Genomic DNA, 18053 nt, shown 5'->3' with positions numbered 1-18053 from the left:
ATTTGCTCAGGTTTTTTTATGTTCTATTTCTCTCCATCAGCAAATCTTCAATTTCACGCAGTGCAAACCCTTTCGCTTTTAGTAAAATTAAAAAGTGATAGAGCAGATCTGCCGCTTCATTTTTAAAAAGACCGGCGTTATCATCTTTGGCCTCGATGACCAATTCTACAGCCTCCTCTCCTACTTTCTGCGCCATTTTATTGATTCCTCTTTGGTAGAGGTCGTAAGTGTAAGATTTCTCTACTTTTTGATCAATGCGTTCTGAAATTGTTTCTTCCAGTTCATATAAAAAACCTTTGGAATTTTTTCCATCAAAACAACTAAAACTTCCCGTATGACAAACATTTCCGGCTGGTTTTACCTGAATTAATAAAGCATCGGAATCACAATCCTGTTTGATGCTTTTCACATAGAGGTAATTTTCTGAAGTTTCACCTTTCAGCCAAATTCGGTTTTTGGTGCGGCTGAAGAAATGAACGCGTTCGTCTTTTTGCGTTAATTCCAAAGCTTCTTCGTTCATGTAGCCCAACATCAAAACCTGCTGTGTGCGATGGTCTTGGATAATTACCGGAACTAAACCATTTCCTTTTTCAAAATCTAATTTCATCTTTAATTTTTTATTGTTTTTAAAATATCATCTGCAATCTCACCAAATAGTATTCAAGTTTATTGGTAAACTTATTTATGGCTATTTTATCGAATGGCGATTTTATTTTGTTTTAAATTTTCTTTTAAGTCGGTTATATTAATTTCATTGAAGTGAAAAATACTGGCAGCCAAAGCTCCCGTCACTTTTGTATTGGTGAAAACTTCGGTAAAATCTTCCATTTTTCCCGCGCCACTGGAAGCGATGATTGGGAGTTGGCAAACCTCGGAAACATTCTGCAACATTCGGATATCGAAACCATTTTTGGTACCGTCAAAATCCATTGAAGTCAATAAGATTTCCCCCGCTCCTAAATCTGCAACGGTCTTTACCCAATCTAAAGTTTTTAATTCCGTTTGAATTTTTCCGCCATTAATAAACACATAATCATCACCGTCGATCTGTTTCGTATCGATAGCCACAACGACACATTGATTTCCGAACTGTTGGGCGATTTCCTGAACCAGTTCCGGACGTCTTACAGCCGCAGAATTGATGGAAACTTTATCTGCGCCCGCTTTTAATAAAGCTTCAACATCCTGAACAGAAGAAATTCCGCCTCCGATAGTAAAAGGAATATTAATCTCTAAACTCAGTTTCTCAACGAGTTCGATGAGTGTTTTTCTATTTTCTAAAGTGGCCGTAATATCCAGAAAAACCAATTCATCAGCGCCGTCTTTCACATATTTTTTAGCAAGTTCCACCGGATCACCGGCAATTCGCAGATCTTCAAACTGAATTCCTTTTACCGTTTTCCCATCTTTAATATCCAAACACGGAATAATTCTTTTCTTTAACATTGATTAAATTTTTGAAGTTCTTTTAAACTTATTTTTCCTTCGTAAATGGCTTTTCCGATGATTGCACCAGAACAACCGATCTCTTTTAAATCCTCCAGATCTTTCATAGAAGAAATTCCGCCACTGGCGATTAAAGAAATTTCCGATTGATTCAAAATTTCCTGATACAATTCAAAGGAAGGCCCTTGCAACATTCCGTCCTTGGAAATATCGGTGCAAATAACTTCTTTGATTCCTTTACGTTCATAAGATTGAATAAAGTCCAAAACGTCCAAATCAGAATCGGTTAACCAACCGGACGCTTTTATTTTCCGGTTTAAACAATCTGCGCCTAAAATTAATTTTTCGGCTCCAAATTTAGTGATCCATTCTTCACAAAGCTTTGAATTTTCTACGGCGATACTTCCGATCGTGACTTGATTCGCACCAGCGTTGAAAGCATTTTCTAAACTTTCGCGGGTTTTTATTCCCCCGCCAAAATCAATTATTAGATCGGTTTGAGAAGCGAGCATTTCTAAAGTCTTTAAATTTTTAATCGTTTTTGCTTTTGCCCCATCCAAATCGACCAAATGCAGATATTGGATTCCGTGGGCTTCATATTCTTTGGCAATATCCAAAGGATTTTCGTGATAGATTTTTTTGGTATCGTAATCACCTTTAGAAAGACGCACGCATTTTCCGTCGATAATGTCTATGGCTGGAATTACTTTCATTCGTATTTTATTTGGTATGCAATTGCTGTAAATTTTTAACACAAGGGACGCAAAGATTTTCTTTATAATTATCCTGTTTATAATTCTTGTTAAGGACGCAAAGGCGTTTCACTTAGCAATGGGAAACGACACTGATAAAAAATTACAAAGTAATAGTTAGCTAGCAGATCTGAAATTAAGAAGAAAACAAAATTTTGGATTTAGCTTATGCAAACTTTAAAGAGATCAAATTTCAACTTTTACTTTTGTGACTTTTGTGGTTAAATTATTATAGTTTTAAAAAGTTTTCTAGAATCTTAGAACCGATATCTCCAGATTTCTCAGGGTGAAACTGGGTTCCGTAGAAATTGTCTTTTTGCAAAGTCGCAGAGAAAGGCAAAATATAAACGCACTCAGAAGTCGTATTTTCTCCTGCTTCACAATAATAACTGTGCACGAAATAGAAATTATCATCTGTAGAAATCCCATCTAAAAGATCGCCTTTAATTTCTTGTAAACTATTCCAACCCATGTGCGGAACAATATCGGTAGCTGGAAATTCTTTTACTTTCAAATTAAATATTCCAAGACATTGTGTATTTCCTTCTTCCGAAAAATCACACAACAATTGTTGTCCGAGACAGATTCCTAAAAACGGTTGTTTTAAAGTGGGAATCAAAGTATCTAAATTTCTTTGCTTTAAATAATTCATCGCCGTGGAAGCTTCTCCCACTCCCGGAAAAATCACTTTTCCCGCCTTTCTGATCTCCTCAAAATCTGACGTAATGAGGCTTTCAAATCCTAATTTCCGGATGGCATTTTCTACGGATTTTACATTTCCGGCGCCGTAATCGATGATTGCTATCATAATATTCCTTTGGTACTTGGGATTGAAAAATTGTTTTGATCCTGCTTCACAGAATCCCGTAAAACTTTGGCAAAAGCTTTGAAAATCGATTCAATTTTATGGTGTTCATTTTCGCCTTCACATTGAATGTTCAGATTGCATTTTCCAGTATCAGTGAAAGATTTAAAAAAGTGGTAAAACAATTCTGTCGGAACATCACCAATTTTTTCTCTTTTAAAATCGACATTCCAAACCAACCAATTTCGTCCGCCAAAATCCAAAGCAACTTGTGCCAAACAATCGTCCATTGGTAACGAGAAAGCATATCTTTCAATTCCTTTTTTGGAACCTAAAGCCTGTTCAAAACAAGTTCCCAAAACCAACGCGGTATCTTCGATCGTGTGGTGTTCATCAACCTGCAAATCACCTTTTACCTCAATTTCCAAATCAAAATTTCCATGTTTTGAGATTTGTTCGAGCATGTGATCGAAGAATGCCAAACCGGTATTGATATTCGATTTCCCGCTTCCATCTAAATTCAGCTCAACCGTAATTTCGGTTTCTTTTGTTTTTCGGTTCACCTTCGCTTTTCGTGGAATCTGCTTTAAATATTGGTAGATCTCGTCCCAACTTTGCGTGGTTAAATTAGCTTCTTCCAAATTTTCTGCTCCGATAAAAATAGATTGTGTACCTAAATTTTTCGCTAATTCTACATCTGTTTTTCGGTCACCGATAACGAAAGAATTTTTCAGATCGTAATTTCCGTAAATATATTTCTGAAGCAATCCAGTCCGGGGTTTTCTATTCTGCGAATTGTCGGATTCAAAACTGTCATCAATTAAAAGATCAGAAAAAACAATTCCTTCATTTTCAAAAGTTTTCAGCATTTTCTCCTGTGGAATTCGGAAATCTTCTTCCGGAAAAGAATCAGTTCCTAAACCATCTTGATTGGTTACCATGACCAATTCATAATCCAATTCTGTAACAATTTTTGCTAAATTTTGAATGACTTTTGGATAGAATTCTAATTTCTCTAGAGAATCTACCTGAAAATCAATGGGCGGTTCTACAATTAAAGTTCCGTCGCGGTCGATGAATAATACTTTTTTCATGATTTAGATTTCTGATAATACGTTTAAAACTTTTAAATTCTCGGCAGGTTTCCCGACACTTAACCGAAGGCAATTTTTTAAAGCCGGATGACGAAGACTCGTCCAGATGTTGGCTTGAAGTAATTTTTGATAAACCTTTTCGGCATCTTTAAATTCGATCAAAAAGAAATTGGCATCTGACGGATAGATTTTAACCACCTCTTTATTTTCCGCCAAACCTTTCTTCAATTTTTCTTTCTCTGATAAAATTATTTGGATATTCTCAGCTTGTTCTTGTCCATTTTGTAATTGCTGCAAAGCCAGTCTCTGACTTTCTGAACTGATATTATAAGGAGGTTTGAACCGATTAATAAATGAAGCAATTTCTGGCGACGAAATCCCAACGCCGATTCTTAATCCGGCCATTCCATAAGCTTTGGATAATGTTTTTAAAACAATTAAGTTCGGATATTTTTTTAATAAACCAACAGCAGATTCTTCTGGAGAAAACTCGATATACGCTTCATCCACAACCACAATTCCCTTAAAGCTTTGAATATAAAATTCCAAATCATTAATTGAATTTCCAGTGGGATTATTGGGTGAACAGAGGAATACAATTTTAGCCTTTGTATTTGTTAACGTCTCTTCAAATTCTATTTTATTTAATTGAAAATCAGCATTCAACTGCAGTTTTTCGACGGCTACGTTATTCATTTTTGCATAAATCTCGTACATCACAAAACTCGGATTGAACACCATGATCGAATCTTTCGCCGGCTCACAAAAAACCCGCATCACCAAATCGATCAACTCGTCGCTGCCATTTCCTAAAAATAAATTGGCTAAGTTTATTTTATTAATCTCTGCAAGTTTTCTTCTGAGTTGTACATTTTCAGCGTCGGGGTATCGGTTGTAATTTCCAAAAGGACTTTCGTTGGCATCCAGCAGAGTAAACTGGTCTTTGTCATCGGTCGGTCGCGAAGTGGAATAGGATTTCATTCCCACCAAATGTGGTCTGATTGTTTGTTCTAAATTAAATTCCATTTTCTAAAGATTTTAAGCGAAGTGAAACTGCATTTTTGTGGGCATTCAAACCTTCTGCAGCTGCCATTAATTCGATCGTTTTTCCAATATTTTGAAGACCTTTTTTTGATATTTCCTGAATGGTTATTTTCTTAACGAAACTATCGAGAGAAACGCCGCTGTAATTTTTGGCAAAACCATTGGTCGGTAAAGTGTGATTGGTTCCGCTTGCGTAATCTCCGGCAGATTCCGGCGTATAATTTCCGAGGAAAACAGAACCTACATTTGTGATTTTCGCAATATAATTTCTAGGATTATCAACTGCTAAAATTAAATGTTCCGGAGCGTAGAAATTACTCATTTCAAGAGCTTCATCAACAGTTCTCATCAAAATAAAACGACTGTTTTCTAAAGCTGATTTAGCAATTTCATTTCGTGGAAGTTCCTCCAATTGTATTTCGATTTCTCGTAAAGTTTCATTAAATATGATTTCATCAGTCGCGATGAAAATAATTTGCGAATCCGTTCCGTGTTCCGCTTGAGAAAGTAAATCTGCCGCACAAAATTCTGGATTTGCTTTTTGATCAGCAATAACCAAAACTTCACTTGGACCCGCCGGCAAATCGATGGCGACATTATATTCCATCGCCAATTGTTTCGCCTGAGTGACATATTGATTTCCAGGACCGAAAATTTTGTCCACTTTGGGAATACTTTCTGTACCGAAAGTGAGTGCTGCAATTGCTTGAGCGCCACCAATTTTAAAAATTTTTGTAATTCCACATAATTTCGCAGTATATAAAATTGCAGGATTAATTTTTCCATTTTTTTGAGGAGGTGTACAAAGAACAACTTCTTTGCAACCAGCAATTTCTGCCGGAATTGCCAACATCAAAACGGTGGAAAAAAGTGGTGCAGTTCCACCTGGAATGTACAAACCGATATTTTCTATGGCTCTAGATTCTCGCCAACACACGACTCCTTCTGTCGTTTCTATTTCTACCGATTTTTCTTTTTGGGCAAAATGAAATTGGAAAATATTTTCTTTTGCTTGTGAAATCGCTAATTTTAAATCTTCTGAAACGAAATTAGTAGCATTTTCAATTTCTTCTTCAGAAACCAAAAGATTTTCGATCGTAACCTGATCAAATTTTAAAGAAAATTCTCTTAGAGCAACATCTCCTACATCTTTTACTTTCAAGAAAATCTCCTGAACGGTATTTCTTAAATCTTTCTTTTCAAGAGCGGGCCTTTTCAAGAGTGTTTCCCAGGTACTTTTTTCCGGATATTTTAATATATTTTTCATGTTTACTGTTTTTGGACTTATTTCTAACGCAAAGACGCTAAGGAATTTTATTATTCTGTTGACCAATTGATTGCAAAGACGTTTGACTCAGCGAAGGCGTATTGCCTTTTTTAGTACATTGTACATTATACTTTTTACTAATTATTAGATTCTAATGTTTCATGTCTAACATCTAATTGTCTCATGTCTAATCTTTCTACAAAACCATTTTTTCAATTGGTATCACCAGTATTCCTTCGGCTCCACATTTCTTTAATTCATCAATAATTTTCCAGAATTCATTTTCCCGAACGACGGAGTGAATACTACTCCATCCAGATTCGGCAAGAGGTAAAACGGTCGGTGATTTCATGCCGGGTAAAATATCGATGATCTTCTCAAGGGATTCATTTGGTGCGTTCAACAAAATATATTTGTTCTCTCTGGAATTAATGACGGCTTGAATTCGGAACAGGAAAGATTCTAGGAGGAGGGAAATATCTTCGGGAAGATTTTGATTGGCAATTAAAACCGCTTCACTGGTTAAAACCTGCTCTACTTCTTTCAAACCATTGTGTAAAAGCGTGCTTCCAGAACTCACCAGATCGGCGATCGTATCTGCTAAACCGATGCTTGGCGCAATTTCTACCGAACCAGAAATCTCCACGATTTCCGCAGTAATATTGTTCTGATTGAAATAATGTTGAACGATGGTTGGATAAGAAGTCGCAATTTTCTTTCCTTGGAAAAAGCTAAGATCTAAATAGTCTTGGTCTTTTGGAATTGCCAATGAAAGTCTGCAATTAGCAAAACCCAGTTTTCTTACCAAGTCCACATTTTTGTTCTGTTCCAAAACTTCATTTTCACCGATAATTCCAATATCTACAATGCCTTGTTCTACATATTTTGGAATATCATCATCACGAAGGAAAAGAATTTCAAGAGGAAAATTGGTTGCTGAGTTCTTAAGTTTGCTTTTAAAATCGGGGATTTTGATGCCACATTCTTTTAAAAGTTCCAGGGATTTTTCGCTAAGTCTGCCACTTTTCTGAAGGGCAATTTTTAATTTGTTCATGTTCAGTTTTGGGAATGGGTCTGAACAAATGTCTTCATGTGAAACACAAAAAAAAACCGTCTTTGCTCAGACGGTTTTTTATTATTTTAAGTCACTTTGGACCACATTAAATCAACTCGTCTTTAGATGAGATGATGATGATGGAATAAAGCGGTTGTATTTTTCATGTTGTTTATAACGGTGCAAATATACCTTAAAAAAAACAAGGCATGCAAGATAAAATTTTTATAAAATCGTAACCATCTAATAAACAGTGATTAAAATTATTTATTCAATGTTTTAAACAACTCCTGAAGATTTTTTAATTCGATCTCATTGTCTGCCAATTTCTTATTAATCTTGGTGATATCAAGAATGAGGTCTGCGATCTTTTCACTAAACTTTTCCTTTTCAGCGTCCGATTTCGCGTTTGTTAATTTATCTTCCGCTTGATTTTTCTTTTGCTGAAGCAATTTTATTTTATTTTCCAGTTTTGCTTTTTCACTGAAATTTAATTCGAATTGGTCGTCTAGCTGTTTGATCTTTTCTTGGGTATTCTTGTCGGCACTGCTCTGCATCTGGTCAATGGCAGTATTATAAGCAGCATTAGAAGTCAATTGTTTGGTTTGGGTGTTTTCGAATCTTTGCTTCTCATCCTGCGAATATAAAAGCGCTGACATTAGAAATAAGGTAAAAAATAAAATAGTTTTCATCTGCTTGATAATTAGTAATTTCTATTGAAGTATATTTTTTATTTACTGCACAAGTTCCCGATAAACCCTCATCAAATTCTCCGCAATATTTTCATCATTATATTTTTGCACAAATTCTAAACCCTTTTCTGCACGGCGATTTCGTTCGGATTCATTGTTCCAAAGAAATAGAATTTTAGATTTTATGTCTTCAAATTGATACGGATTTACGTACATCGAATTTTCTCCACCTGCTTCTGGAAGACAACTCAAATTACTGGTAATTACTGGAGTTTTAGAAAATAGAGATTCAATAACAGGAATTCCAAAACCTTCAAACAAACTTGGGTAAACGAAAAGATCTGCTAATTTGTAAATCGCAGCCAACTCCTCCATCGAAACATTTTCAAGGAACTGAACTTGATCTTCGATTTTAATTTTAACTAAATATTTTTTTATTGTATTAAAATATTTGGTCTTTTTTCCAATGACGACCAGTGGAATTTCAGTTCCATCAATTGCTTTTACGATGTTTAAAAGATTTTTTCTGGCTTCAATGGTTCCTACATTTAAAATAAATCTCTCGGGTAAATTGAATTTTTCTTTTGTTTTAATTAAAAACTCATCGCTTTGATTTTCTTTAAAAACACTGTGACAACCTTGATAAACCACCCGAATTTTATCTTCAGAAATTTTTAAATATTGAATGATGTCTTTTTTGGTTTGCTCCGAAATAGCAATTACCAAATCTGCTTGGTTTACAGCATTTTTAAACTTCCATAAATGAATTCTGCGATCAAAAAAGGAATAATATTGCGGAAATCTCATGAAAATCAAATCATGAATCGTAACGATTTTTTTGATGGGCTTTTCTGTCCATTTTAAAGGAAGTTCGCCCGATAAACCATGGAAAATATCGGCACCAAAACCTTGTGCGTCCTTTCCCATTTTCAATTGCCGGGAAAAATTTCCTTTTGTGGTTTCTACAAATGAAACATTGGATATTTCGAGAATCTCCTTTCCTTTTTCAGACTGGTTTTTATTAAAAAGTATATATTCATTTTCTGGAAAATAAGTAGCGAGAATTCTCACCAAATCCCGTGAATAGTTACCTAAACCAGAACTATTATTGAAAAAACGTTTCCCATCAAAAGCAATTCGCATCTTCTAAAAATTTTTACTTCTGATGATGTAATTCGGTCTTTCTTTCACTTGCTTGAAGATTTTTCCCAAATAAATTCCGATGATTCCAAGAATAATCAATTGCAAACCACCGAAAAATACGACTGTCATTATTAAAGAAGCCCAACCAGAAATTTCAGTTTTTGTCACAAATGAATGAACCACATAAATTCCGTAACCAAAAACAGACAAAATTGAAAAAATAAATCCAAGATAAGCCGCTAAATATAAAGGTTTTACGCTGAATGCCGTAATTCCTGTAAATGCAAACTTCATCATTTTTTGGAGGTCATAACTGCTTTCTCCACTGGCTCTTTCTCCTGCTGTGAAACTGATTCCGGTTTGTTTGAAACCCATCCAATTTGAAAGTCCGCGGAGGAAAATATCCGCTTCATTCATATTTCGCACCACATCAACTACCGAAGAATCCATCAATCTAAAATCTGAACCGCCTCCTTCACGAAGATTTACATCTGAAATACTCGCCAAAAATTTATAATAAAGTGAAGAAGTTTTTCTTTTAAATTTTGAAATTTGTTTGGGATACGTTCTGATTGTATAAACTATATCAAAACCTTCTTCCCATTTTTTAATCAATTCTGGGATTAATTCTGGCGGATGTTGCAAATCTGCATCCATAGAAATTATTGCATTAGCGTTAGATGCGTCCATTCCGGCTTTCACGGCAGGTTGATGTCCGAAATTTCGGGAAAATTCTATGTATTTTATTTCTTCAAATTGTTGGGATAATTCTTCAATTTTGGCTTGAGTTTGATCTCTGCTTCCATCATTCACAAAAATAATTTCGAACCGATAATTTTCGAGCGTAGAAAAAACTTCCTTAATTCTTTGATGAATTAAAGCGACATTTTGCTCTTCGTTGTGAGCAGGAATAATGATGGAGATTTTTTTCACTTGTTGTTTTTAACGCAAAGAAACGCAAGGATTTTCTTTACAAATATAATGTTTTTCGTACTTTTTTTTTTGTTCGCAAAGGCGTTTCACTTAGCAATGGTTGAAGAAAATTAATTAATAAAAATTTTATAAGGTCTAAATTATTTTAGTCTAATTGATAATCTTTTTCAAAATCTTTGGTCATCAATTCATAAATAACCCGAAACCAAACGATGCAACAAGGTAATGCTTTTAGAGAATATTTCATGATATATTCATCTTTAATGAATTGTGGAAACAAATCTGAAAAAGAAAAGCACGTTAAAATGATGACAAAAATTAAAAGTCCAATATCAAGTGCACTTTTTTTCTTTTGCATCAAAAACCAAATCATCACTCCTGCAACTGCGATAATGTACGTTGGAGATTCTGAACCTGAACTGAAAAGCACGATGAACAAAAGCGTAGAAGCCAAAATCATCAATTGAAAAGGAAGATTTTTGTATTGTTTAATTCTTAAATAAGGCAATGCGAAAACCGCCATTCCGGGAAGTAAAAAGGTAAGATTAGAAATAGATGCATCTCCCAAAACACGTCTCACAATTCCCATCAAAGAATAATCTTGTCGGTTCCCCAAAACTTGATTGGAAGAATTTTTTTCTGATAACGATTGAAACCAATCTGCATAAGACTGAATTCCGAAATGTGGACTGGAAATGAGCATCGGTAAAATGATCAATAAAACTCCTGCACCAATTAATGATAGAATGAATTTCCATTTATTTTTAACAAAAAAGAACGCTGAAAGTCCGGCAATTCCGTATAATTTTACAAAAAAACCAATCATAATCGAGATTGCAGATTGCGTTTCTTTGCGCTCGTAAATATAAACTGCAGAAAGCATTAGCAAACCTGTTAATGCAATATTAAACTGCAAACTTACTGCTGCAGTGATGAATTCTTGTAAACAAAGCCAAGCAAAAAACGCTTTTTTAGCAGTAGAAAATGGCAATTTGTGAATGGCAAAAAGGAAAACCAAAGTATTGGCAATATTCCACAAAATCATACCCAACCAATCTGGTAAAAGCGCAAAAGGCGCAATAAGAACGCTGAAAAACACGCCATAATGATTAGAATCAAAATGAAAATCTGGGTTTAAAAGGTAAATATTTTTCTGATCTAAAGTATTGTAGAAAACTTTTTTGAAAATTAAATAATTATTGTATTTCAAAGGTCCTCCCAGATATTTCGCAATCGCGGAAGCAACGGAAACAATCAGATAAATCCCAAAAATGAATTTGGGATTTGAAATGATTTTTAAGAATTTATCTTTCAAAATAATTTAGAAATATTTTGATTATACAGAAACATTATTTTCTCGTAAAGCATCATTCAAAGAGGTTTTTTTGTCGGTAGATTCTTTTCTTTGCCCAATAATCAATGCACACGGAACTTGATATTCTCCTGCAGGAAATTTCTTGGTATAACTTCCCGGAATTACAACAGATCTTGACGGAACTCTGCCTTTTATCTCCACAGGATTTTCTCCCGTAACATCGATGATTTTCGTAGAAGCCGTCAAAACTACATTGGCTCCCAAAACTGCTTCTTTTTCTACGTGAACTCCTTCTACAACGATGCATCTTGAACCTACGAAAACGTCGTCTTCAATAATAACGGGTGCTGCTTGAAGCGGTTCTAAAACGCCACCAATTCCTACTCCTCCACTTAAATGTACATTTTTGCCAATTTGCGCACAACTTCCAACCGTCGCCCAAGTATCAACCATGGTTCCAGAATCTACATAAGCACCAATATTTACGTAAGATGGCATCAAAATAACTCCTGAAGCAATGTACGCTCCTTCTCTTGCAACTGCGTGTGGAACGACTCTCACCCCTTTTTCTGCATAATTTCTTTTCAATGGCATTTTATCATGAAACTCAAAAGGACCAACTTCAATGGTTTCCATTTTTTGAATTGGGAAATACATTACCACTGCTTTTTTCACCCATTCGTTTACTTTCCAGCCATTTTCTGTAGGTTCTGCAACGCGAAGTTCACCCAAATCTAATTGTCGGATTACTTCTCTGATGCTTTTACCGCTGTCTTCGGTGTGCAATAATTCTCGGTTGTCCCAAATATTTTCTATCGTTTCTTGTAATGTCATTTTTGATTTTATTTTAATTTTTTTTTGAATAATTGTAAATTTACAAAACTCTGCGTGCGAAAAGGTATGCTTTGTTCCAATATTTTTCGTTGAGGGAAGAAATAATCACTCCTTTTGAAGTTGAGGCGTGGATAAATTTGACTTCTCCGTCATTTCCTATATCGTGCACGATTCCGACGTGAGTAACTTTGCTACCTCCTGCAGTAGCAAAAAATAAAAGATCTCCAGGTTTTGTTTCTTTAATCGAAATTGATTTTCCTGTATTCGACTGGTCTTCCGAACGGCGTGGAAGTTTGGTGTTATTTTCATCGAAAACTTTAACGGTAAAACCTGAACAATCGAAGCCAGAAGAAGTATTCCCGCCATATTTGTAAGGAGCACCAAGATATTTTTCAGCATCTTTTAGAATTTCTTTTATTGCTGAGTTGACGTTTCCTGAAAAATTGGAGTCTAGCGTTTTTAGATTAGCTGTTTTCGCAACGGTTTTGGTGGGAATTGATCGTTTAACCACTTTTTTTGAAGTTCCGCAAGAGACTAAAAATAGCATTGCAAGTATTGCAAATAAGGCGTTTCTCATTTTTAAATTTACTAATTTTTCAAAAATAAGGAAAATATTCAAATTCTTCTTTAAATAAATTTGATTTTCCTTTAACGTCAACGTTTTATAAAGATTTCTGTACTCGTTTTCATTCCATTTCAAAAAAAGATTCTATATTTAAAATTCTAAAAAACCGAATTCGATCCAATGACCTTACAAGAATATAAAATTTATTTTAAAAAAGAAGTTTCTGAAATTTATACGGATTCGGAAAGTTCTATTTTGTTCGAAATTTTCCTGGAACATCTTGCCAATTTTAATAGGTTTGAATTGCGTAAAGTGCTGACGAAAGAAATTGAAGAAAGTCATTTTGTTCACCTTCAAAATTTAATCAATCAATTAAAATCAGGTAAACCCTATCAACAAATTTTAGGTGAAACGGAATTTTATGGCTTGAAATTCTTTGTGGACGAACATGTTCTTATTCCAAGACCTGAGACGGAAGAGCTTTTAGAACTGGCGATTCAAAAGATTCAAGATGCAAGATTCAAGATGCAAGATTCAGGATTTAAGATATTGGATATTGGAACGGGTTCTGGGATTATTCCGATTGTATTAAAGAAATATTTTCCTAATGCGGAAATTACAGCAATTGATTTTTCGGAAAAAGCATTGGAAATGGCGCAGAAAAATGCAGATTTTCATGAAGTTGAAATTCATTTTATTCAGCAAGATTATTTGAATAACAATTTGACGGAAAAATATGATGTCATCATTTCTAATCCACCTTATATTGGAAGGCAGGAAGAAAGTGAAATTGCTGATTCTGTAAAGGAATTTGAGCCGAAAATGGCGTTGTTTTCTCCGACTTCAAATGCTTTAATTTTTTACGAAAAAATTGCCAAAGATTGTAAAAATTACTTGGCTGAAAAGGGAATGGTTTATTTAGAAATCAACCAGAAATTAGGAAAAGAAACTCGGGACTTGTTTGTGGATGTTTTATCTGACGTTGAATTGTTAAAAGATTTGTCTGGAAATGAGCGATTTGTTGTTGGCAGAAAGGGGTAGTTAGCATGGCAATTTAAAAAAATATTGTTTTTCAATCGAGGTGATTGCCGATTAGGTTTTGAAAAGACGATTTTCGGAAAAATTTGACAAAGTAATAATTGCGACACGGAAAACTTTTATAAAATGCAAAATGCAAATTTTTTGGGGGGCGCGAGCGAAGCGAGCGCCGATAAGTTTTTTTAAAATTTTATGTATAAAAAACTACCAGTTGTTCTAGCCCCGATGGGAGCGGCATCCCCGCCTCGGCGGGATACAGTGGAAAGCGGGACTGATCNAGCGAGCGCCGATAAGTTTTTTTAAAATTTTATGTATAAAAAACTACCAGTTGTTCTAGCCCCGATGGGAGCGGCATCCCCGCCTCGGCGGGATACAGTGGAAAGCGGGACGGGTTTTTGTAAGCAGCAGAAATTGTGTTGCTCCTAAAACAATTAACCGATCTTCTTTTTCACGAAAACCATATAAGCCATATAAATCAACGGAAGTGCCATGATTCCTAAGAATAATGCATTCTCAATGGCCCGTTCTGGTTGTAAGGCTACGGCATAAATCAAACCGAAAAAAGCACCTCCTAAATGCGCGGCATGCCCAATATTATCGTTTTGTTTAGGGTTGAGCATCATATAAACCGAATACGCAAAATAGGCGAATCCGAAAATATAACCTGGAATGGCAATCGGGATAAAGAAGAAATAAATTCCTAAATCGGGAATCATGGCAATCGAGGTAAATAAAATCCCAGAAACACCTCCACTCGCTCCAATAGCAGAATACCAAGATTGGTTTTTATAAAGATAAAGCGAGAAAATATTTCCTAAAAGTATGGAACCGAAATAAACCAGCAAAAATCCATAGGCTCCAAACGCCTGGATCACAATCGGCCCGAAGAAATACAAAGTCATCATGTTGAACACCAAATGCATGAAGTCGGCGTGTAAAAATCCGGCTGAAATTAAGCGTACATATTCTTTGTTGCGCAAAATTGCGCCAACATTGAATTTATATTTCTCGAACATTGCATGGTTGCTGAACGCGATATAACTGATGATTGCCGTAGCTGCGATAATAATTAATAATACTGGACTCATAATATTCTACAAAATAAAAGTTTCGGTGACCGAAACTTTGGTTTAAACAATTTCTGAAGTTAAACTTCGGGAAAGTAATTTTTCGTGCATGGGTTTTAGTTTTTCTAAACTCCCGGTTTTTACGGTACATTTGCCTTTATAATGAACCAGCAAGGTGCATTGTTCGGCTTGCTCGAAAGTATGTTCGCAAATTTCTACAAGTGCATCAATGACGTAATCAAAAGTGTTAACATCATCATTCCATAAAATTATTTTATAGACTTCATCTTCTTTTTCGAGTACTGCAACATCTTCTTCGTATTCGCGCTGCGGATTTTCGTAATCCTTGATATTTGATGGTATGTTATAATGTAAACCCATTTCTTTAATTTTAAAAATGATTATTCTTTAAATTAAATTTCCCCAATTTCATTGGCCAGATCATTGATAATGCTTGGCTCTTCATAAGTCAATTCGACCAAATCCACACTTTTATTCTGCATCTTCAGAATTTTAACGTGGTAATTATTGATGTTGAATTCTTGATTTTCGGCAGGAATATCTTCTAATTCATGCAAAATAAATCCGGCCAATGTATTGTATTCGCCGTCTTCTGAAAGTGGAAACATTTTAGGTAAGCTTTCATTAATTTCATCTAAAGGCTGTGTTGCTTTTACCCAAAACACATTCTCGCCCACTTTGTCCACAATTCTTTCTTCATCATCTTCTTCATCCTGAATTTCGCCAACCAGCTCTTCTAAAATATCTTCAAGAGTAACAATTCCTTCGGTACCTCCAAACTCATCAATAACGACGGCCAAATGCTGCTTTTTCTGCTGGAAGACTTTCAATAAATCAGATATTTTTTTACTTCCCACTACAAAAAAGGCATCGCGCATGAGTCCTTTCAAATCATCATGGTCAATTTCGCCTTTTCGCTTCACATATTCGCGAATAATTTCTTTAGCATAAAATATCCCGATAATATTGTCAATAGAGTCTTGGTATACGGGAAGCCTAGAGTAACCGCCTTCCATAATAATATTGATGATTTCTTCGACCGGTTCTTCAATATCGATAGAAGAAATATTCTGTCTTGGAATCATAATTTGTTTGGCAGAGTGATCGGTGAAATCAAAAGCGTTTTTAATGATTTCGTAGTTTTCTTCTTCGATTTCGCCAGAGTCTGCGGATTGCTTGACCAAAAGCTGAAGTTCTTCAGTGGAATGAATTTCCTGCTCGGTTGCAGGGTGAATTTTTATCAAACGTAAAAAAGCATTGGACATGTGATTCATTGACCAAATAAACGGTTTGAATACGGTATAAAAAACCCTTAACGGAACGGCAATGAACATTGCGGTTTGCTCAGACTTTCGGATGGCTATTGATTTCGGAATTAATTCACCAAAAACGATATGCATAATGGTTATTAACAGGAAACTCAACACGAGAGAAATAGTGGTGACGGTTGCTTCTGCAATATCAACACTGAAGTACCGAAAAGTATCTGCAATAACATGGTGCATTGCACTTTCGCCCACCCAACCTAATGCTAGAGAAGCTAATGTAATTCCCAGTTGTGTGGCAGAAAGGTATTCATCAAGATGTTTTATTAAATATTCAGCCTGCTTTGCCATGGCATGTCCCTCGGCGGCTTTGAGTTGAATTTGGGAGTAACGAACCTTAACGATTGAGAATTCTGCGGCTACGAAAAAACCATTGAGAATAACTAAAAATAAAGCTAAAAAAAGCTTAAGTATGTCAGAGTCCATTTAGAAATTTAAATAATATTGTTGCAAAGATAATTAAAATTTAATAATTAAAATATTGATTAAGTGCATTGTAAATGAGGAAATTTAGACTATATCCTGATTAAATTAGTTGAACTAAAGAAATTATATTTTTCCCCTCACAGAAGAGCGGAAAACTTTTATAGGTAATCATCAAAAGTTTACTTTTCTCCGTGTAGATGTTCGTCTGATGAAATTTAAACCTTTATCGCTAAAAAGAAAAAAGCACCGAATAGCATTCGATGCCTTTTTCAATAGAGATGAAAGGATCTTTATTTTTTAATAAACTTAATGGCTTGTTTTCGTTCGCCATCTTTCACAGGAGTTAACAGATACATCCCTGGAGATAAGGTTCTAACATCAATTTCAATGTTTTTTGAATTTCTCAACAGGTTTTCGCTTTTCACTCTTTTCCCGGAGGCATCATAGATTTCGAGTTCTAGGGATTTGAAATCATTGTTTACATCAACCAACAAATAATCTTGCACTGGATTTTGTTTCAGGGAGATTTCGCTACCAAAAGTTACGGTTTCTTTGGCTTTTAAATTTACGCCCGCTCCCAAAACGATTTGCCACGAATTAAGGGTTGTTGGATCGCCTTGTCCGTAATCATAGATAATTAATCTCCAATCTCCAGCTAATTGTTTACCGGTAAGAAACGTACTCATCACTCCTGGATGATGAATGGGAAATTTTGCAGTTCCATAAGAAGGTAAATAGTTACCTGCAGGAATTGCTACACCAACTCCTACCGCTAAATGGTCAATTGGTGCGGTGTTTGCCGAATTAAATCCTAAAATATTACCTGCAACAAAAGAGGAAGAGTCTCCACAAGAGCTAATTCCACTTGCTCCAATTCTACGGATCAATGTGATTGCTTCTCCGGAAGGCGTAACCAATTCTACTGCAACGTCTCCTACCCAATTTGCAGAAATATCTAAATTAACTGTAAATTTTGAAGGATTTGTAATATTTCCTGTAATGGTGTTTGGAATGGTAATCTGTGACATATTCACACCTGGTTGCGTAAGACCACCACAACCTCCTAATCTTGTTACGCCATCTACTGTAGTTGTTGCAGTGTTGTTTTGATACGTTTGTGCTTGTGTAAATCCTACTGAAAGGAATAAAGCAAAAGCGAGAAAGTTAAGTTTTTTCATGGTAATTGTTTTTAAAATTAATACCAAAAGTATCAATTTTCCACCTAAAAAAAA

18 protein-coding genes and 1 pseudogene are annotated in these 18053 nt (G+C 35.2%); 1 reads left to right on the top strand and 18 read right to left on the bottom strand.

Annotated features, from left to right (window positions below):
* Nucleotides 1-16: 16 nt before the first annotated feature.
* The 14 genes and pseudogenes from hisIE to QWY78_RS01805 form a co-directional block, all read right to left on the bottom strand.
* Nucleotides 17-613, bottom strand: a pseudogene (gene hisIE / locus QWY78_RS01870) (bifunctional phosphoribosyl-AMP cyclohydrolase/phosphoribosyl-ATP diphosphatase HisIE); the annotation flags it as partial.
* Nucleotides 614-693: 80 nt separating this feature from the next.
* On the bottom strand, nucleotides 694-1446 hold the full coding sequence (gene hisF, locus QWY78_RS01865) for an imidazole glycerol phosphate synthase subunit HisF (RefSeq protein WP_290215975.1): 753 nt from the start codon (nucleotides 1444-1446) through the stop codon (nucleotides 694-696).
* Nucleotides 1440-2159 carry a 1-(5-phosphoribosyl)-5-[(5-phosphoribosylamino)methylideneamino]imidazole-4-carboxamide isomerase gene (gene hisA, locus QWY78_RS01860; RefSeq protein ID WP_290215974.1) on the bottom strand — a complete coding sequence of 240 codons (720 nt, stop codon included), beginning with the start codon at nucleotides 2157-2159 and terminating at the stop codon, nucleotides 1440-1442. The genes hisF and hisA overlap by 7 nt, the downstream gene beginning before the upstream one ends.
* 268 nt (nucleotides 2160-2427) lie before the next feature.
* Entirely contained in the window at nucleotides 2428-3006 is a 579-nt protein-coding gene (gene hisH, locus QWY78_RS01855; RefSeq protein ID WP_290215972.1) for an imidazole glycerol phosphate synthase subunit HisH, read from the bottom strand.
* Nucleotides 3003-4097, bottom strand: coding sequence for a bifunctional histidinol-phosphatase/imidazoleglycerol-phosphate dehydratase HisB (hisB, locus tag QWY78_RS01850; RefSeq protein WP_290215970.1), 1095 nt, complete (start codon nucleotides 4095-4097; stop codon nucleotides 3003-3005). The genes hisH and hisB overlap by 4 nt, the downstream gene beginning before the upstream one ends.
* 3 nt (nucleotides 4098-4100) lie before the next feature.
* Nucleotides 4101-5123, bottom strand: coding sequence for a histidinol-phosphate transaminase (gene hisC, locus QWY78_RS01845; RefSeq protein ID WP_290215968.1), 1023 nt, complete (start codon nucleotides 5121-5123; stop codon nucleotides 4101-4103).
* A complete protein-coding gene (gene hisD / locus QWY78_RS01840) occupies nucleotides 5113-6408 on the bottom strand; it encodes a histidinol dehydrogenase (protein ID WP_290215967.1) in 1296 nt (431 codons plus the stop codon). Before hisD ends, hisC begins: the two co-directional genes overlap by 11 nt.
* Before the next feature lie 196 nt (nucleotides 6409-6604).
* The gene (gene hisG / locus QWY78_RS01835) at nucleotides 6605-7462 is read right to left on the bottom strand and encodes an ATP phosphoribosyltransferase (protein ID WP_290215965.1); all 858 of its coding nucleotides are present in this window, start codon (nucleotides 7460-7462) and stop codon (nucleotides 6605-6607) included.
* Nucleotides 7463-7725: 263 nt separating this feature from the next.
* A complete protein-coding gene (locus tag QWY78_RS01830) occupies nucleotides 7726-8154 on the bottom strand; it encodes a hypothetical protein (protein ID WP_290215963.1) in 429 nt (142 codons plus the stop codon).
* 42 nt (nucleotides 8155-8196) lie between these two features.
* Nucleotides 8197-9297, bottom strand: a complete 1101-nt coding sequence (locus tag QWY78_RS01825) for a glycosyltransferase family 4 protein (protein WP_290215961.1) — start codon at nucleotides 9295-9297, stop codon at nucleotides 8197-8199.
* A gap of 3 nt (nucleotides 9298-9300) precedes the next feature.
* Nucleotides 9301-10230, bottom strand: a complete 930-nt coding sequence (locus tag QWY78_RS01820) for a glycosyltransferase family 2 protein (protein WP_290215960.1) — start codon at nucleotides 10228-10230, stop codon at nucleotides 9301-9303.
* Nucleotides 10231-10375: 145 nt separating this feature from the next.
* Nucleotides 10376-11551: a glycosyltransferase family 87 protein gene (locus tag QWY78_RS01815; protein WP_290216044.1), complete on the bottom strand. Its 1176-nt coding sequence runs from the start codon at nucleotides 11549-11551 to the stop codon at nucleotides 10376-10378.
* Nucleotides 11552-11566: 15 nt separating this feature from the next.
* The gene (locus tag QWY78_RS01810) at nucleotides 11567-12379 is read right to left on the bottom strand and encodes a 2,3,4,5-tetrahydropyridine-2,6-dicarboxylate N-succinyltransferase (RefSeq protein WP_290215959.1); all 813 of its coding nucleotides are present in this window, start codon (nucleotides 12377-12379) and stop codon (nucleotides 11567-11569) included.
* Nucleotides 12380-12419: 40 nt separating this feature from the next.
* Nucleotides 12420-12956, bottom strand: a complete 537-nt coding sequence (locus tag QWY78_RS01805) for a C40 family peptidase (protein ID WP_290215958.1) — start codon at nucleotides 12954-12956, stop codon at nucleotides 12420-12422.
* Nucleotides 12957-13124: 168 nt separating this feature from the next.
* Here QWY78_RS01805 and prmC point away from each other — a divergent pair, with 168 nt between their 5' ends.
* A complete protein-coding gene (prmC, locus tag QWY78_RS01800) occupies nucleotides 13125-13985 on the top strand; it encodes a peptide chain release factor N(5)-glutamine methyltransferase (protein WP_290215957.1) in 861 nt (286 codons plus the stop codon).
* Nucleotides 13986-14413: 428 nt separating this feature from the next.
* On the opposite strand, the gene QWY78_RS01795 is transcribed toward prmC, so the two are convergent.
* From QWY78_RS01795 to QWY78_RS01780, 4 genes are all read right to left on the bottom strand, one after another.
* On the bottom strand, nucleotides 14414-15070 hold the full coding sequence (locus QWY78_RS01795; RefSeq protein WP_290215956.1) for a rhomboid family intramembrane serine protease: 657 nt from the start codon (nucleotides 15068-15070) through the stop codon (nucleotides 14414-14416).
* Nucleotides 15071-15112: 42 nt separating this feature from the next.
* Nucleotides 15113-15430, bottom strand: coding sequence for an ATP-dependent Clp protease adaptor ClpS (locus QWY78_RS01790; RefSeq protein WP_290215955.1), 318 nt, complete (start codon nucleotides 15428-15430; stop codon nucleotides 15113-15115).
* Between the two features lie 32 nt (nucleotides 15431-15462).
* Nucleotides 15463-16821, bottom strand: a complete 1359-nt coding sequence (locus QWY78_RS01785) for a hemolysin family protein (protein ID WP_290215954.1) — start codon at nucleotides 16819-16821, stop codon at nucleotides 15463-15465.
* Nucleotides 16822-17111: 290 nt separating this feature from the next.
* Nucleotides 17112-17999 carry a T9SS type A sorting domain-containing protein gene (locus QWY78_RS01780; RefSeq protein WP_290215953.1) on the bottom strand — a complete coding sequence of 296 codons (888 nt, stop codon included), beginning with the start codon at nucleotides 17997-17999 and terminating at the stop codon, nucleotides 17112-17114.
* Nucleotides 18000-18053: the final 54 nt, after the last annotated feature.

Origin of the sequence: Kaistella yonginensis (assembly GCF_030409525.1) — a bacterium.
Taxonomy (GTDB): domain Bacteria; phylum Bacteroidota; class Bacteroidia; order Flavobacteriales; family Weeksellaceae; genus Kaistella; species Kaistella yonginensis.
This window is presented reverse-complemented; position numbering and strand designations above follow the sequence as displayed.

Bases quoted from the DNA above. Each gene is read 5' to 3' on its own strand.
- hisH (WP_290215972.1), bottom strand. From the start codon at position 3,006: ATGATAGCAATCATCGATTACGGCGCCGGAAATGTAAAATCCGTAGAA.
- hisF (WP_290215975.1), bottom strand. From the start codon at position 1,446: ATGTTAAAGAAAAGAATTATTCCGTGTTTGGATATTAAAGATGGGAAA.
- hisA (WP_290215974.1), bottom strand. From the start codon at position 2,159: ATGAAAGTAATTCCAGCCATAGACATTATCGACGGAAAATGCGTGCGT.
- hisD (WP_290215967.1), bottom strand. From the start codon at position 6,408: ATGAAAAATATATTAAAATATCCGGAAAAAAGTACCTGGGAAACACTC.
- QWY78_RS01785 (WP_290215954.1), bottom strand. From the start codon at position 16,821: ATGGACTCTGACATACTTAAGCTTTTTTTAGCTTTATTTTTAGTTATT.
- QWY78_RS01795 (WP_290215956.1), bottom strand. From the start codon at position 15,070: ATGAGTCCAGTATTATTAATTATTATCGCAGCTACGGCAATCATCAGT.
- QWY78_RS01790 (WP_290215955.1), bottom strand. From the start codon at position 15,430: ATGGGTTTACATTATAACATACCATCAAATATCAAGGATTACGAAAAT.
- hisB (WP_290215970.1), bottom strand. From the start codon at position 4,097: ATGAAAAAAGTATTATTCATCGACCGCGACGGAACTTTAATTGTAGAA.
- prmC (WP_290215957.1), top strand. From the start codon at position 13,125: ATGACCTTACAAGAATATAAAATTTATTTTAAAAAAGAAGTTTCTGAA.
- QWY78_RS01830 (WP_290215963.1), bottom strand. From the start codon at position 8,154: ATGAAAACTATTTTATTTTTTACCTTATTTCTAATGTCAGCGCTTTTA.
- hisG (WP_290215965.1), bottom strand. From the start codon at position 7,462: ATGAACAAATTAAAAATTGCCCTTCAGAAAAGTGGCAGACTTAGCGAA.
- hisC (WP_290215968.1), bottom strand. From the start codon at position 5,123: ATGGAATTTAATTTAGAACAAACAATCAGACCACATTTGGTGGGAATG.
- QWY78_RS01805 (WP_290215958.1), bottom strand. From the start codon at position 12,956: ATGAGAAACGCCTTATTTGCAATACTTGCAATGCTATTTTTAGTCTCT.
- QWY78_RS01810 (WP_290215959.1), bottom strand. From the start codon at position 12,379: ATGACATTACAAGAAACGATAGAAAATATTTGGGACAACCGAGAATTA.
- QWY78_RS01825 (WP_290215961.1), bottom strand. From the start codon at position 9,297: ATGCGAATTGCTTTTGATGGGAAACGTTTTTTCAATAATAGTTCTGGT.
- QWY78_RS01780 (WP_290215953.1), bottom strand. From the start codon at position 17,999: ATGAAAAAACTTAACTTTCTCGCTTTTGCTTTATTCCTTTCAGTAGGA.